This window comes from bacterium, from assembly GCA_016786595.1.
GTDB lineage: Bacteria > Bdellovibrionota_C > UBA2361 > SZUA-149 > JAEUWB01 > JAEUWB01.
This window is the reverse complement of the sequence record JAEUWB010000052.1, coordinates 1-15,078: the sequence shown is the minus strand read 5'-3', so window position 1 is coordinate 15,078 and position 15,078 is coordinate 1. Positions and strand designations below refer to the sequence as shown.

13 protein-coding genes are annotated in these 15,078 nt (G+C 45.8%); 1 reads left to right on the top strand and 12 read right to left on the bottom strand.

Going from position 1 to position 15,078, the window contains the following annotated elements; translation table 11 throughout:
- Position 1 precedes the first annotated feature (1 nt).
- From JNK13_08295 to JNK13_08240, 12 genes are all read right to left on the bottom strand, one after another.
- Entirely contained in the window at positions 2-1,321 is a 1,320-nt protein-coding gene (locus JNK13_08295; GenBank protein MBL7662737.1) for an adenylosuccinate lyase, read from the bottom strand.
- Positions 1,318-2,781: an NADH-quinone oxidoreductase subunit N gene (locus tag JNK13_08290; protein ID MBL7662736.1), complete on the bottom strand. Its 1,464-nt coding sequence runs from the start codon at positions 2,779-2,781 to the stop codon at positions 1,318-1,320. Before JNK13_08290 ends, JNK13_08295 begins: the two co-directional genes overlap by 4 nt.
- A complete protein-coding gene (locus JNK13_08285; GenBank protein ID MBL7662735.1) occupies positions 2,778-4,283 on the bottom strand; it encodes an NADH-quinone oxidoreductase subunit M in 1,506 nt (501 codons plus the stop codon). Before JNK13_08285 ends, JNK13_08290 begins: the two co-directional genes overlap by 4 nt.
- A 3-nt stretch (positions 4,284-4,286) precedes the next feature.
- Positions 4,287-6,182: an NADH-quinone oxidoreductase subunit L gene (gene nuoL / locus JNK13_08280; GenBank protein ID MBL7662734.1), complete on the bottom strand. Its 1,896-nt coding sequence runs from the start codon at positions 6,180-6,182 to the stop codon at positions 4,287-4,289.
- Between the two features lie 47 nt (positions 6,183-6,229).
- Positions 6,230-6,583 (bottom strand): NADH-quinone oxidoreductase subunit NuoK, encoded by a 354-nt coding sequence (gene nuoK, locus JNK13_08275; protein MBL7662733.1) that lies wholly within the window; start codon positions 6,581-6,583, stop codon positions 6,230-6,232.
- Positions 6,543-7,145 carry an NADH-quinone oxidoreductase subunit J gene (locus tag JNK13_08270; protein ID MBL7662732.1) on the bottom strand — a complete coding sequence of 201 codons (603 nt, stop codon included), beginning with the start codon at positions 7,143-7,145 and terminating at the stop codon, positions 6,543-6,545. Before JNK13_08270 ends, nuoK begins: the two co-directional genes overlap by 41 nt.
- A gap of 27 nt (positions 7,146-7,172) precedes the next feature.
- Entirely contained in the window at positions 7,173-8,282 is a 1,110-nt protein-coding gene (locus JNK13_08265) for an NADH-quinone oxidoreductase subunit H (GenBank protein ID MBL7662731.1), read from the bottom strand.
- Positions 8,283-8,291: 9 nt separating this feature from the next.
- Positions 8,292-10,019, bottom strand: coding sequence for a (2Fe-2S)-binding protein (locus JNK13_08260; protein ID MBL7662730.1), 1,728 nt, complete (start codon positions 10,017-10,019; stop codon positions 8,292-8,294).
- Positions 10,020-10,029: 10 nt separating this feature from the next.
- Positions 10,030-11,361 (bottom strand): NADH-quinone oxidoreductase subunit NuoF, encoded by a 1,332-nt coding sequence (nuoF, locus tag JNK13_08255; protein ID MBL7662729.1) that lies wholly within the window; start codon positions 11,359-11,361, stop codon positions 10,030-10,032.
- Positions 11,362-11,399: 38 nt separating this feature from the next.
- Positions 11,400-11,960, bottom strand: a complete 561-nt coding sequence (gene nuoE / locus JNK13_08250; protein ID MBL7662728.1) for an NADH-quinone oxidoreductase subunit NuoE — start codon at positions 11,958-11,960, stop codon at positions 11,400-11,402.
- 253 nt (positions 11,961-12,213) lie between these two features.
- Positions 12,214-13,431 carry an NADH-quinone oxidoreductase subunit D gene (locus tag JNK13_08245; protein ID MBL7662727.1) on the bottom strand — a complete coding sequence of 406 codons (1,218 nt, stop codon included), beginning with the start codon at positions 13,429-13,431 and terminating at the stop codon, positions 12,214-12,216.
- Positions 13,432-13,433: 2 nt separating this feature from the next.
- A complete protein-coding gene (locus tag JNK13_08240; GenBank protein MBL7662726.1) occupies positions 13,434-14,060 on the bottom strand; it encodes an NADH-quinone oxidoreductase subunit C in 627 nt (208 codons plus the stop codon).
- Positions 14,061-14,262: 202 nt separating this feature from the next.
- On the opposite strand from JNK13_08240, the gene JNK13_08235 reads away from it, so the two are divergent.
- The gene (locus tag JNK13_08235) at positions 14,263-14,748 is read left to right on the top strand and encodes a YajQ family cyclic di-GMP-binding protein (GenBank protein ID MBL7662725.1); all 486 of its coding nucleotides are present in this window, start codon (positions 14,263-14,265) and stop codon (positions 14,746-14,748) included.
- Positions 14,749-15,078: the final 330 nt, after the last annotated feature.

Genomic DNA, 15,078 nt, shown 5'->3' with positions numbered 1-15,078 from the left:
ACTAATTAAAAACTCGCCTAAAAATTTCATCGACATATTCAGTGTATGAATCTAAAGAAAAGATCTGTGCAAGTTTTTCACTGCCCAGCTTATCGACGAAAAACTTTTCGGCTTGGATGCGTTCGGCCAGGGACTTAACCTTACTGCGTTCTGTAGCACTGCTTAATTCGTCCCAGAGTTGCATTGAGATAGCTTGAACTTTGCGATAAGCTTCATCGCGTGAAGTGCCCGCCGCAGCAAGCTCAACCAGTAACTGCGCGGAATAATAAAGCCCTTTAGTTAGGTCTAAGTTGCGTTGCATGTTCTCGGGGTAAACAACTAGCCCGTCAATTACACTGCGCATTCTGTGCAACATAAAATCCAGTGTAATTGTCGCGTCTGGCCCAATCACTCTCTCAACACTGGAGTGACTAATATCGCGTTCATGCCAGAGCGCTACGTTTTCAAGTGCAGCCCCAGCCCAGTGACGAAGTAATCTTGCCAAGCCAGTGACATTTTCGGAAAGCACTGGGTTGCGCTTGTGAGGCATGGCACTTGAACCCTTCTGTCCGACAGTAAATGGCTCCTCCGCCTCACGCACCTCGGTGCGTTGCAGATGGCGGACTTCAATCGCAAGCTTTTCTAAGGTTGCCCCAACTTCAGCATAGGCATTAAAAATTCGCGCATGGTGATCGCGTTGGATCACTTGCGTAGAGACTGTTTCTGGTTTTAAGCCTAAGCGTTTGCAGACGTGTGCCTCTACATAGGTGCCTAAGTGAGCAAAAGTTCCAACCGGACCAGAGACTGCGCCAACTGCAATGTCCTCGCGCGCAGCTTTGAGCCTCACAAGGTGGCGCTGTAGTTCAGCATAATAAAGCGCAAGTTTTAGTCCAAATGTCGTAGGTTCTGCATGAATCCCGTGCGATCGTCCGATGCAAGGAGTTAATTTATGCTCTAAGGCACGCTGCTTAATTGACTCAAGAAGCGCCTTAACCCCAGTAATAATCAAATCAGTTGCCTGAGTCAGTTGCACAGAAAGGCAGGTATCAAGCACATCCGAGGAAGTTAAGCCCAAATGCAAATAGCGCGAAGACTCCCCGACAGACTCTGACACGTTAGTCAAAAATGCAATTACGTCGTGCTTAAGTTCGCGCTCAAGTTCATTAATCCGGGCAACATCAAATTTTGCCTGCTTAATTACGGCATCAAGTGCGCTCTGCGGCGCCAGGCCTTTTGCGACCATGGCTTCAAGTGCATAGGTTTCAATCTCAAGCCAAATCTTAAACCGGCTTTCATCGGTCCAAATTTGCGCCATTTCTTTTCGTGTATAGCGGGGAATCATCTGACTGACCCTATAGCATATTCAGCTAATCCATAATACTGGCTGGCAAAAATGCCGATGTAGCACATTCCAGCACTGACAATTGCAATTGCTGCTACTGGCGCAAAGCGTAATTGCACATGCACAATCGACTCGTTAGCCTTGGCCTCCTGAAAATACATCACAACCACAATCCGCAGGTAATAATAAAGTGAAATCACAGAATTTAGCGCTGCAATAATCACTAAGCCTGTATAACCACCAGTGATTGCAGCCTTAAACATGTAAAGTTTGCCCATAAAGCCAGCCAGCGGTGGAATCCCGCCCAGGGAGAGCAAGCTAATCGTTAAGCACAATGCTAAAAATGGGCTGGTCCAACCCTTACCGCGTAAACTCTGAATACTATCTGCGCTGTATTGCCGCGTAGAGCCTAAGGTTAAAAGCAAAACCACTCCGAATGAACCAATAGTCATTAAGGTATAAGTCAGTAAGTAAAAAACAATTGATTCTGCACCGCCGAATTGATTAGCTAATACGAGAACGCCCATTAACAAATAGCCAGCGTGTGCGATGCTTGAATAGGCAAGCATGCGCTTAACGCTATCTTGACGAAGTGCCAGTAAATTTCCAACACTCATTGTAGCCACAGCTAAAGTCCAGATAAAAGGACCTGTGTAATAATCAAGCTGGCTAAAGCTGGTGAGCATCACGCGCAAGAATGCTCCGAATGCTGCAGTCTTCACCACTACTGCCATGTACGCGGTAGCAGATAATGGAGAGCCTTGATAAACGTCTGGGGTCCAAAAGTGGAATGGCACTAAGCTGACTTTAAAACCAAAACCAAAGACGAGAAAAGCAAAGCCTAAAAGTAAGAGCACAGAAGGCTGTCCATGCAAGGCATTACCAATCGCAAGCAATTCAGTCGAGCCAGTCACTCCATAAATTAGCGCGATGCCATAGAGCATAAATGCCGAGCTAAAAGATCCGAGCACAAAATACTTCAGTGCGGCCTCAGCCGACGCACGCTCCGTGCGAGCCATTCCGGCAAGCGCATAGACCGAGATTGATAAAAGCTCTAGGCCAATAAACAGTGTAATTAACTCGGCAGCAGAAACCATGACCATCCCGCCAAGTGTGGCGAAAATCATCAGCGCCTCGAGATCAGCAGTCCGCTCCAAACGCTGAGCCGCTAGAGTCCCATCAGTTAAAAGCAAACTCAGCATTGTTCCTAAAAGCAAAATTAAGACCAAGACGAAGGTAAACCCGTCAAACATAATCAACCCAGAGAAGGTCGACCCAGGATTAGCAATCGCCGGGAAAGTCAAGATCAAGGCAATCAGACACCAAAACGATCCGAGTGCCGCCCGAATACTGACAGCGTCCTTGTCTTTTGCCGATCGATCCCCAAAAATCATTAAACTAATGGCACCAAGTACCATCGCAACATACGGAGCTGACGCAATTATGTCTTTTGTTGTCATCGTTGGCCAACCTCTGAGATTAAATTTCGGCTTGTCGGTTCAAGTAGATCAAGCACCAATGTCGGGAAAAGTCCCAAAGCAAAAACAGCTACAAGTAGTGGCGCAAACACCAGCCTTTCTGTAAAGGTAATATCTGTAAGTTCCCCGTTTTTTGCCTGGTCGAGTTCACCGAAGACAACGCGCCGGTAAAGTGAAAGCATGTAAAGCGCTCCGAGCACAACTCCAGACACTGCAATCAGTCCATAAACTTTATCTGCTTGGTAGCTGCCAGCTAGCACCATAAACTCACCGATAAAACCATTAGTCAGTGGAAGCCCAATCGAACTGAGGGTAAAAATTAAAAATAAAGTTGCAAAATGCGGAACTTTCTTGGCCAAGCCGCCGTAGTCAGAAATCAGTCGTGTATGACGCCTGTCATAGAGCACTCCAACTAAAAGAAATAGCGCCCCGGTTGAAACTCCGTGATTGACAAGCTGCAAAAGCGCTCCTTGAATGCCGTCAAAATTAAAAGCACAGAGTCCAACTACACAAAACCCGAGGTGACTGACAGAAGAATAGGCAATGAGCTTCTTGATATCGGTCTGCACCCAGGCAAATAATGCTCCAAGCACTATCCCGACGACTCCGAGCAAAAAGATTACCGGCAAGCAATATGTAAAGCCCTCAGGGAAAAGCGGAATGGCGTAGCGCACAAGTCCATAGACACCCATTTTTAACATGACTGCAGCTAGTATTACAGAACCACCAGTTGGTGCTTCAACGTGCGCATCCGGCAGCCAGGTATGAAATGGAAAAACTGGAATTTTAATGGCAAAGGCAAGCGCAAATGCAATAAACAAATACAACTGCTCAGTCGGAGAAAAACTCAAGCGCAGCCAGTCTCCCAAGTAAAAAGTCATCTGCCCAAACTGAAGTTGACTTTGGTAGGCGACATAAACCATTGCTACCAACATCAAGATGCTGCCGATTGCTGTATAGAGTACAAACTTAATTGCGGCGTAGACTCGCCGCTCTCCACCCCAGACACCGATGATAAAATACATCGGCACGAGCATAATTTCCCAAAAGACGTAAAACGTTAAGGCATCTAAGGCTATAAAGGTACCAATCATTCCAGTCTCGAGAAATAGTATGCAGCCCAGGTACGAGCGGATATTCTTATGCACGCTACTTGAGGCCAGAATAACAAGAAAACAAATTGCTGTTGTCAACAGCAGCATCACCAGGCTTAGCCCATCGATCCCTACAACGTAATCTGCTCCGATATTTGTAATAAAAGGTAATTTTTCTACAAACTGATAACCACTAGACTTAATCGTGTAGTCTGATGCAATCAAACAACTCAGCAATAGACTGGAAAAGGCAAAAATTGAGGCAAACAGTCGAGCAAAGCGCTCCTCTTTAACAGGCACAAAAAACATGCAGCAGGCGCCAAAGAATGGCAAAAGCATGAGCATCGTTAAGAGACCAGGATTTGTGTAGTCGAGACTAGTTGGATACATGATTTAGATTCCTGAAAACAATAAATAGACGACTGCTAAAAGCAAGAGTCCGACAAACATAAAAGCTGCATATTGCTGCAGTCGTCCGGTGTGCACAGCCCGTAAGGCCTCACCATTTGCGTCAACAAAATTACCGACCCCGTTAACTGTGCCATCAATCGCACCGCGATCGATCGCTGCAAAACTCAGATTAGCTAGAAACGTCAATGGCCGAACGATAACTGCTTCGTAGAATTCATCGACCCACCATTTATTCAGTAACAACCGATAAATCTGTCTAAATGAGCGTGCCAGTCCGGCTACTAATTGTGGCACAAAAGCGTAAAGTAAAAACGCTAGAAGAAAACCAGCGGCTGCCACAATAATCGAAATCAACTCTAATTGGTGATAGGTCTCATCATGGTGATCGATCTGTACTAGATCTTTACGCGTCCAGTGCTCTAGATAGTGGAGAAAATCATGCCCCGCTAAATAACCAAATCCAGCGGATAAAAAAGCTAGGACAATTAGTGGAAGCGTCACCACCCAGGGGGACTCATGCGGATGTGCGTGCCCACGGTAGTTTCCAAAGAAAGTTAAGACTAAGGAACGCGTCATATAAAACGCGGTAAGAAAAGCCGTCAGTAAGCCAAGTCCCCATAGTAATTGATTCAGTGCAAGCCCCTCAAACACCATGACTTTCGAAGCATAGCTATGATCAGAAAAAACACTCCAGAGGATTAAGTCTTTAGAGAAAAATCCAGACAGTGGCGGAATACCTGCAATAGCAAGTGTTGCTACCAAATAAGTAATAAAAGTCAGGGGCATTTTTTTCCAGAGTCCGCCAAAGTGTCGCAGATCCTGTTCGTGATGACAGCCAATGATTACCGACCCGGCGCCCATGAAAAGACAGGCCTTGAAGAAGGCATGAGTCGTAACATGAAACATGCCCATGCTATAAGCACCCGCACCCATTGCCATAAACATGTAGCCCAGCTGACTGACAGTTGAATATGCCAAAACTTTTTTAATATCATTTTGCACGAGCGCAATCGTCGCAGCAAAAAAAGCCGTTAACGCACCAATGGACATAATCAGAGTCGAAGTAATTGGCGCATTGGAGTAGACAAACTCCATCCGCGCCATCATATATACGCCTGCTGTCACCATTGTAGCCGCATGAATTAATGCAGAAACTGGCGTAGGACCGGCCATCGCATCGGGTAGCCAAACATAAAGTGGGATTTGCGCACTTTTACCCATAGCACCAATGAATAGGCAAAATGCAGCAAGCTCATAAGTCCAGCTATCTAACTTTGGACCACCTACAAGCTCACTAAAGGTAAGTGAGCCTGTGGCAGCCAAAAGCGTAAACATTCCGATAATAAAGCCAGCATCTCCAATCCGGTTTACGATAAAAGCTTTCTGCCCAGCTTTGGCATTTTCTGGATTTTCAAACCAAAAACCAATCAGTAAATATGAACAAAGCCCCACTCCCTCCCAACCGACAAACATCAAGGGCAAACTGTCTCCGAGCACAAGTACCAACATCGCGAATAAAAATAGATTTAAATAACTGAAAAATCTCGGTCTGCTTTGATCTTCAGCCATATAGCCGATCGCATAGAGATGAATCAGCGAGCCCACACCTGTGATAATTAAGCACATCAGGGCCGAGAGTCGGTCGAAACGCAGTGCAAACTCAATCGAAGCGCCACCAATTGTAAACCAATGCCAGAGTGGACTTAAAATTTCGCCGTTAGCAGGTAGTGCAAAGAAAAACTGAAGGGCAATAGCAAAACTACCTAGCGCAGCAGCTGTAGCAATCCAGCCGGCAAGCGCATGTCGACCAGGTCGAGCTGAGCAAAAAAGCCAAACAAATGCTGCCCCCAAGAGGGGGATTAAAGGAATTAGCCACATCAAGTGCGTTGACTGTGGGCCCCACATACTTAAATTAAAATCCATCACTAACCTCTAAGCTCATTTGCATCTGCCACATTAGTGGAAAGAAAATTTCTAAAAATCGAAACAACAATTGCTAGACCAATACTAGCTTCTGCCGCCGCGACAGCCATAATCATGACTGTAAAAATATGCGTGTCTAAGTCTTGGAAATGTCGACCAAGAGCGATAAAGGTCAGGTTAACACCGTTAAGCATTAATTCGATGCACATCAAAATAACAATCACGTTCTTACGAATTAAAACACCAATCGCCCCTAGACTAAAAAGTACGGCACCCAGACCGAGGTAAAAAGTAAGTGGTGTCAACAAAAACGAATTAGCGATTACTGGATTCACTCGGCTGCTCCTTTTTCCCATGGTTTGTTTTACGAACCGCACTGAGTCCGCGTCCCGCAGGTAGTCCCTGCTTTGCTTCAAGTGCTAGTGCCACGGCACCAACAATTGCAGCTAAAAGTAAAACTGAGGTAATCTCGAATTGAAAGATGAATTTTTCAAAAAGTAGTTTGCCGATTTGCTCGGTCGATCCATAACTAGCTAAATCCTGCTGCACAGCACTTGCCACTTGGGCGCTTTGTGTGAGCCGATGTTCCAGCAAACTATAGGCAACAATTAAACTGACTAAGCCAAAACCAAATGCTCCATAAACCCAAGTCCAAGGTGATTTCAAAATTTTCTCGTCACCAGGGCTATTTAAACCAAGCAGCATAATCACGAAAATCACTAAGACCATAATCGCGCCCGCATAAACCAGAACTTGGATTGCAGCGACAAAGTGCGCGTCAAGCAAAGCAAAGTGACAGGCGAGTAGGAATAATGTGACAACCAGGCAGAGTGCACTATTTAGGGGTTTACGCGCTAAGACTACACCTAGTCCTGCAATCACTGTCAGTAGCCCTAAAATAATCATCCAAAAATCCATGCTTACTCACCCGCCTTGTTTACAAGCTTAGTTATAAAATCCAGCAACAACTAAAGCCGCCGTAATCACAATATTGACTAAAGTAATTGGCAGCATGATTTTCCAACACAAATCCATGAGTTGATCGTAACGAAACCGTGGCAAAGTCCAACGGATAATTACCTGCAAGACACAGAATACAGAAACTTTTGCTCCAAAAATCAACGCTCCAACTAAGGGCGCCCATTGAAAATTTACTTGATTAAACCACTGCGGGAGGATCCCCCAGAGGTCAGACGGTAGATTATGAATCGAAACATAGGGCAGTTCGTATCCACCAAAGAAGAGTAGTACCACGAGGGCCGAAGCCACGACAATCTCAGCAAATTCTCCCAGCCAAAAAAGCAAAAACTTCATTCCCGAATATTCAGTAAGATAGCCCGCCACTAATTCGCTCTCGCTTTCCGGTAAATCAAAAGGTGCACGCTTGGTCTCGGCCATAATTGAGAAGAAGAAGACCAAAAAGCCGATTGGATTTAAAAATACCCCCCAATTGGGAAGCACTCCCAGAAAAGTTCCGTTTTGTAAGTGTACGATTTTATAGAGATCGAGCGTGCCGTAAATACAAAGCACGGCAATAATACTTAGACCCAGTGTGACTTCATAAGAAATCATTTGGGCACTGGCGCGTAAGCCCCCAAAAAGCGAAAATTTATTTTCGGAAACCCATCCCGCCAAAACAACGCCATACACAGCAAGCGATCCCATGGCAAAAACATAAAGAATGCCCACATTCAAATTGGCAAGCTGTAAGCGATACTCTTCTCCACCGATGAAAAGTGAAGGTCCAAAGGGAATCACTGCAAAAGAAATCAAAACAGGAAACACTGCAAGAAATGGTCCCATCGCATGTAGAAACGGACTGGCCCCACGCGGAACCCAATCTTCTTTAAAAAGCGCCTTCACCGGATCTGCAACTAAGGTATTTAAAATACCTGCAAGGTCAAAACCAAAGATTGCCGCGCGATTTGCTCCTTGGCGGTCTTGTATTAGTGCGGCTCCTTTGCGCTCCACCCAAATTGTCAGTGCAGCCAAATGCAAAAGTGCTCCAAGCACAACTGCAGCCTTCAAAATTACAATTAAAATATCAATTAACATGCAAGTCCCTTAAATTACTGCGCTGCTGGCGAAATTTTTAGCTGTAGCATCTCTGCGATCAGAGGCCTTTACACTACGGTCATAAATGCTCACACCTTGATCGCCAATCTCTGCAAGCGTCAAACCTTCAAGCAGGCTCAGTTGCTCGACCATTGACCTAAAAAACGAGCGATCATCTGTGACATTATTAGAAATTGCAGGTGCGCCGATCTCGGCACTTAGTTTTTTTACAATTTCCCAAATTGGCAGCAAATTCTGGGAAGCTTTTAAGACCGTTTTCAAGCGTTGAATTCGTCCGCTTGAATTAATCATCGTGCCATCTTTCTCGTAAACGCTACGCGTCGGAAAAACTACTTTTGCGAGGGCTTCAAAATTCTCTCCGACTGGGGCCTTGGCCGAGAGCACTACCGTTGAACTCGCCCGTAAGACTTCACGAAGCTTTGCATCAATATCAACGTCACGAATTGCTTCATGCCCAACAAGGAGAATACGACTGATTCCGCCACTGCGCACACGCTCAAGTAATTCGAGGTAGCGCTTTTCTAATTCTGCTCTAAAATTTTCTACATACTTGGCCGACGCTGCTGGATTCAGTATCAACTGCGCGCCGTAAGCATTCGGGGCATAATCTGGACTAACAAGTTTAGCTTCAACCGCCGTAAGCGATCGTTCGCGAATTTGCACTGCAACGTCTGCTAAATTCCCACCAAGCGATTTTGTGACAAGCTGACTAATCGCAAAAATATCTTCTACAGTAAGCAGTGGTGATAGAAAAACTGCAAGTGCTCCTTGTCCTGACAGTGCCTGCTGCGCAAGCTTTAGCGCCTGCTCAAGATTAATACTTTGCCCTGCAGCGGTCGGAGTTAAGCTTCGCGTCTTGGGTTGGAAGCGATCAAAACCATAACGCCCCTCATCACAGAGCCATTCCTGGTTTACCGCCGAATTCAAGCGCGATTTGATCTGCACAAACTCACCGTCCCGTGTGGCAACTTTAACGTTACAGCCCGTCGAACAGCCGACACAGATAGTATCGACTTGGTCGGTGTACCAAATTCGCGTGTTAAATCTCCAACGTCGATGCGTTAAAGCGCCAACTGGACAAAGATCAACAACTGACCCAGCAAGCGGATTAGTCAGTTCTTTACCAGGAACAACGCCAATCACTGTATGATCTCCACGATTAAACATGCCCAATTCTGATGTTTCTGTAATTTCATCGCAGAAGCGGACGCAACGCGAACAAAGAATGCAACGCTCCCCATCGAGCATTACTTCTGGTCCAAGTGGCTCAGCCTTAACCTTGTGAACTTTTTCCTCGGTAAATCGCGAAGGCTCAGCGTTATAGTCGTAGTAGTAATCTTGCAACTTGCAGTGGCCAGCTTGATCGCAGACTGTGCAATCTAATGGGTGATTAATTAAGATAAATTCCAAGGTTGCACGCTGTGCCTCGGCAACTTCTGGTGCAGATTGCTGGGTATACACAACCATGCCTTCTTGCACTTGTGTATTACAGGCGATGCTGAGCTTACCACCATCACCAATTTTACCTCCAACCTTACACTGACACATCCGACAGTTGCCGGCGACAGAAAGATGCGGATGATAGCAATAATAGGGGATTTCAACCCCTGCCAACTTTGCCGCTTCAATCAAGTTCGTGCCCTTCGGAACACTCACTTGCCGTTGATCAATCGTGAGATTAACTAAGGTTTCAGAATTTTTTGCTTCAGTGCTCATATGCCTTCCTCTACCCTTGGACCCCAAATTCTGCTGCCGTCTCCTCCCCTTCGCCTTGAGGACTCAGCACCTTGAGCAGTGGACGCGAAACAGCTTTTTCAATTTTCGAATTAAACTCTTCAGGGAATTTTTTCATAAAACTCAAAACTGGCGTTACTAAGGCATCCCCAAAAGGACAAATTGTGTGTCCAGCAATTTGCCTAGTAACATCCTCCAGTAATAAAGGATCCCCTGTCTTACCTTGCCCTGAGCCAATACGTTTCACGATTTTCTCAACCCAGCGCGCCCCTTCTCGACATGGGGTACACTGACCGCAAGATTCGTGTGTATAAAAATGCTGCAAATTTAAACAGGCATCAACCATATCGGTAGTCTCATCCAACACAATAAAACCACCAGACCCGAGCATACTGCCTGCAGCTGCAATCGATTCGTAGTCGAGCTTCACCCCAGCAAGCTCATCTGCCCTTAAGACCGGCACAGAGGATCCACCAGGAATAACAGCCTTGAGTTTTTTACCGCCGCGCACTCCGCCACATTCTTTTTCAATAAACTCGAGTAAAGGATACCCCAGCGGCACTTCATAAACTCCCGGCTTATTGATGTGCCCGGAGGCGCTAAAAAGTTTTGTGCCTGGAGATTTTTCTGTACCAAATTTACGATAGGCCTGGGCCCCATTTTGAATAATATAGGGAAGTGCTGCCAAAGTTTCAGTATTATTCACAACTGTCGGGCAAGCATAAAGTCCGCTTACTGCAGGAAATGGCGGCTTAATCCGCGGCTGTCCTTTATTACCCTCAAGTGACTCAATCAGCGCTGTTTCTTCACCGCAAATGTAGGCACCAGCACCACGATGCGTGACGATCTCGAGGTCATAGCTAGATCCAAAAATGTTTTTTCCTAAATATCCTTTGGCATAGGCCTCCTCGAGGGCCCGGTCAATTTGTCGGGTGGGATAAGCATACTCGCCACGAATATAGAAAGCTGCCCAGTGCGAGCCTAAAGCAAATGCCGCAATCATCATTCCTTCAATGCAAAGATGTGGGTCACGCTCCATCAGCAAGCGGTCCTTAAACGTTCCCGGCTCACTTTCGTCAGCATTATTTAAAAGATAAATTGGTTTGCCTGTATTTTTTGGAACAAAGCCCCACTTCGTTCCCGTAGGAAAACCCGCGCCACCACGCCCACGCAGACCCGAGTTCTTTACCTCAGTGATCAGATCTTCAGCCTTAAGTTGCAGCGCCTTACGAATCGCAGCATAACCACCACGTGACTCATAGCCAGCTAAGCTCGCCTGATTTGCATGATGGATGTTTTTTGTCAGAATCAAATGATCGCTCATAATTACACTTCGCAGTATTACACTTTACAGCCTAGTTTCTATTTCAGTGCCTCAGCAATTTCGGATTTTGGACAACCTACTAGCCCATTACCAAGCTCAGCCCTGAGCGTTGAATATCTTAGGTCGGGTTGTTCTCTTTCAATGCGATCAAGCAATTGAGCGAATTTCTCAGTAGTCAGATTTTCGAAAAAAACGTCATTAATTTGCAGCATTGGAGCTGTGCCGCAACTACCTAAACACTCAACTTCCTCATAACTCCACATGCCATCAGCAGTAATTTGTCCAGCAGCAATCTTGAAGCGCTCCTTGATGTAAGCTGTAATTTGACGCGCACCACAAACCATACATGAAAGCGTTCGGCAGACCTGGATGTGATAACGCCCAACAGGTTTTTTGTAATACATGGTGTAAAAGGTTGCGACTTCAAGAACATGCGCAGGAGGTAAAGCTAATTCCTTTGCAACCCAACTAATTGCCTCATCAGTGACTGACCCAAGCGCTTCTTGCGCTAGATATAAGGCCGGCATTACGGCCGAACGCGTGTCAGGGTATTTAGCTTTAATTTCTTTTAATCTCGACCGATATTCTTCGCTTAACATGAAATCCTACTAGATATAGATTCTAAATTAAAAAGACAGGTGGTAAAATTGTGGTTTTGGCCGAAGACAAGGCGCGGGAATTTTTTTGATCCTCGACCAGGATCGCTCATACATAAATCGATTTTATAGAGTGGATTTTGAGACAAACACGAGGAACGGAAATTGCGAGGACCGTAAGCATATTGAAATATGTGCGGACCGGAGCAATTTTCCGTAACGAAGTATTTGTCCAAAAGTCGCTCCATAAAACGATTTACCTGTCGCATTCGCCCCCAATCATATTAATCATCCCAAATATTGGCACAACGTCTGCCACCATATGCCCTTCCACCAATGGCCCCATCACGCCCATCGAAATAAAAGCAGGCGGACGCACGCGACAGCGATACGGCACTCCCGTCCCATCCGAGACAAGATAAAATCCAAGTTCCCCATTTCCACCCTCAACCGGGAAATAAACTTCCCCTTTGGGTGGCTCAATCCCTTTGAAGACAATTTCAAACTGGCTAATCATACCTTCAATTGAACCATAAACTTGGTCCTTAGGGGGCATGATCACGTGTGGGTTATCAATATTAATCGGGCCATCGGGCATATTTTTTAGGCTCTGCTCGATGATCCGCATCGATTGATACATTTCCTGGAAACGCACAACGTAACGATCGTAATTGTCACCCTTGGTTCCCAAGGGAACTTCAAAGTCAAACCACTCGTAGCCCGAATACGGGAAAACTTTGCGCACATCATAGTTAACAGTCGATGCTCTTAAGATCGGGCCGGTTAAACCATATGACACCGCCTCCTCAGGACTAATCACGCCGACATTACACATGCGGTCAATAAAAATACGGTTTTTCTCCAGCAACTTGTCACAGTCATCAAGTAACTTGCGGATTTTCGTCAGCGCTTCACGCATTCGTGGTGTAAAATCTGTGGGCAAATCATGGGCCAGTCCACCTGGACGAACATAAGAAATCGTTAAGCGCGCCCCCGTCACAGACTCAATCAACTGCCAAAGCAGTTCTCGCGCCTGCACCATGTAAAGAAACACAGTAAACGCTCCAAGCTCCATCGCTGACGCGCCAAGACAAGTTAAGTGATCGCAGAGCCTGGAAACTTCACTCATAATCACGCGGATGTGTTTAGTGCGCTCCGGCACATCCACAGCAAAAAGCTTTTCTACGGCAAGGCAATAGCCCACGTTATTAATAATCGGGGAAACATAGTTAAGCCGATCAGTGTAGGGAATGACCTGAAGATAAGTGACATTTTCACACTGCTTCTCAAAGCCACGATGTAAATATCCGACATCCACATCACAGCGCTCAATCCGCTCACCGTTCAATTCAACAACAAGTCGCGCCGTGCCGTGCGTGCATGGATGCGAAGGCCCGAGGTTGAGAACCATCGTGCGCGAATGCAAGGAATCTCCAATCTCACGCCCCTTCCAATCAGTAGAAACTTCAGCCATGACTAGGACGCTCCCTGCTCATTAACAGACTGTTTTTCAAGACTTTTCTGCCTGCTTGGCAAGCTTACAAGCTCAGCTTTATTCATATCAACCGACTCATTGCGTAACTCAGGCAGCCTCAGCGGCACACGTGGTTGCTTGTGTTGGATATGATAATCCTTCCTTAGCGGATGCCCGACAAATTCGTCATACATCAAGATCCTGCGCAAATCTCCATGTCCCGGAAAATCAATTCCGTACATGTCCCAAACTTCGCGCTCGAGGAAATTAGCTGCAGCCCAAAGCGAGCGCACCGAAGCTACAGCCGGCTGCTCTTCAGTCACAGCAACCTTTAAACAAAGCCTGCTCTGATAGGTTAAACTTAAAAACTGATAGACAACGTCAAAACGCTCCCTGCGACTATCAAGGAAATCAACCGCAGTGATGTCGATTAACATGTTAAATAAAAATTTACGGTGCTCTTTTAATGTTTGGCAGCAACTAAGCAAACTTTCTGGGGCAACACGAAAAGTCAAACCGTACTCCACCCAGCGCTGAGGCTCTTCACGCTTAAACGTATTTCCAAATACTTCTTCAACAGATTTTTCGAGTTCGATTTGAACTAAGGGCAAACTTTGCACTTCAGGCACAGTCGTTCTCCTCTTCCAATTGCAATTGATATTCAGCTCGTGAAACTAGCTTTCGTGTGCACAATTCGCAAGTGTCCAATAACTTGAGGTTTTTTTAAAATTCTGCGATGATTTTTGCCGTATAAAAATACTTCGACTAAAGAATGCTTTAATAACAATAGTTTAGTAAGAAGCATATAATTAACTAGCACGGAGACGTAGAATGCCAAGTTTTGATGTTGTCTCTGAAGTCAATCTTCAGGAAGTAGATAATGCCGTAAATCAAGCCAAAAAGGAGCTCGAAGGTCGCTACGATTTTCGCGGCAGCAAAAGTTCAATTGACCTTGAAAAATCTGAAATTTCCATTTTCGCCGAAGACCAAATGAAAATGAAAGCCCTGCAAGACATCTTTAACCAAAAACTCGCCAAACGCGGAGTCAGCCTCAAAGCACTCGATCTCGGCCAAGTTGAACAAGCAACAGGTGGCGCACAACGTATCAAAATCAAGCTAAAACAAGGCCTAGAAGGTGATGATGCCAAAAAAGTTGCAAAATTAATCAAAGAAGCCGACCTTAAAAAAGTCCAGGCCTCAATCATGGGCGACCACGTCCGCATCTCAGGCCCCAAAAAAGATGACCTCCAGGCAGCAATGCAACTACTCCGCGATAAAAGTGACCGCGAACTCCAATTCAAAAACTTCAAAGATTAACCTACCTTTCTTTCGCGAGAAAGAAAGGTAGGCCCAAAGAAAGCGGTAAGCTTTGTTTGGGTAGTTTTGACCGTTGCGCGTATAGCGCAACCAACCAACTCAGCGCGAGAAAGAAAAAGTAAGCAAAAAGAAAGCGGTAAGCTTGCTTTTTGTAACTTTGACTGTCGTCCGAGAGGACGACAGTCATAGGGTGCGAGAAAGCAGTGTTAGCTGGACCTAGTCCATCAAGGACTAGGTCATGTAGGCCCAAAGAAAGCGGTAAGCTTTGTTTGGGTAGTTTTGACCGTTGCGCGTATAGCGCAACCAACCAACTCAGCGCGAGAAAGAAAA

Excerpts from the sequence above, each read along its gene's own strand:
- JNK13_08295 (MBL7662737.1), bottom strand. The coding sequence starts at position 1,321 with ATGATTCCCCGCTATACACGAAAAGAAATGGCGCAAATTTGGACCGAT.
- JNK13_08290 (MBL7662736.1), bottom strand. The coding sequence starts at position 2,781 with ATGACAACAAAAGACATAATTGCGTCAGCTCCGTATGTTGCGATGGTA.
- JNK13_08285 (MBL7662735.1), bottom strand. The coding sequence starts at position 4,283 with ATGTATCCAACTAGTCTCGACTACACAAATCCTGGTCTCTTAACGATG.
- nuoL (MBL7662734.1), bottom strand. The coding sequence starts at position 6,182 with ATGTGGCTAATTCCTTTAATCCCCCTCTTGGGGGCAGCATTTGTTTGG.
- nuoK (MBL7662733.1), bottom strand. The coding sequence starts at position 6,583 with ATGGGAAAAAGGAGCAGCCGAGTGAATCCAGTAATCGCTAATTCGTTT.
- JNK13_08270 (MBL7662732.1), bottom strand. The coding sequence starts at position 7,145 with ATGGATTTTTGGATGATTATTTTAGGGCTACTGACAGTGATTGCAGGA.
- JNK13_08265 (MBL7662731.1), bottom strand. The coding sequence starts at position 8,282 with ATGTTAATTGATATTTTAATTGTAATTTTGAAGGCTGCAGTTGTGCTT.
- JNK13_08260 (MBL7662730.1), bottom strand. The coding sequence starts at position 10,019 with ATGAGCACTGAAGCAAAAAATTCTGAAACCTTAGTTAATCTCACGATT.
- nuoF (MBL7662729.1), bottom strand. The coding sequence starts at position 11,361 with ATGAGCGATCATTTGATTCTGACAAAAAACATCCATCATGCAAATCAG.
- nuoE (MBL7662728.1), bottom strand. The coding sequence starts at position 11,960 with ATGTTAAGCGAAGAATATCGGTCGAGATTAAAAGAAATTAAAGCTAAA.
- JNK13_08245 (MBL7662727.1), bottom strand. The coding sequence starts at position 13,431 with ATGGCTGAAGTTTCTACTGATTGGAAGGGGCGTGAGATTGGAGATTCC.
- JNK13_08235 (MBL7662725.1), top strand. The coding sequence starts at position 14,263 with ATGCCAAGTTTTGATGTTGTCTCTGAAGTCAATCTTCAGGAAGTAGAT.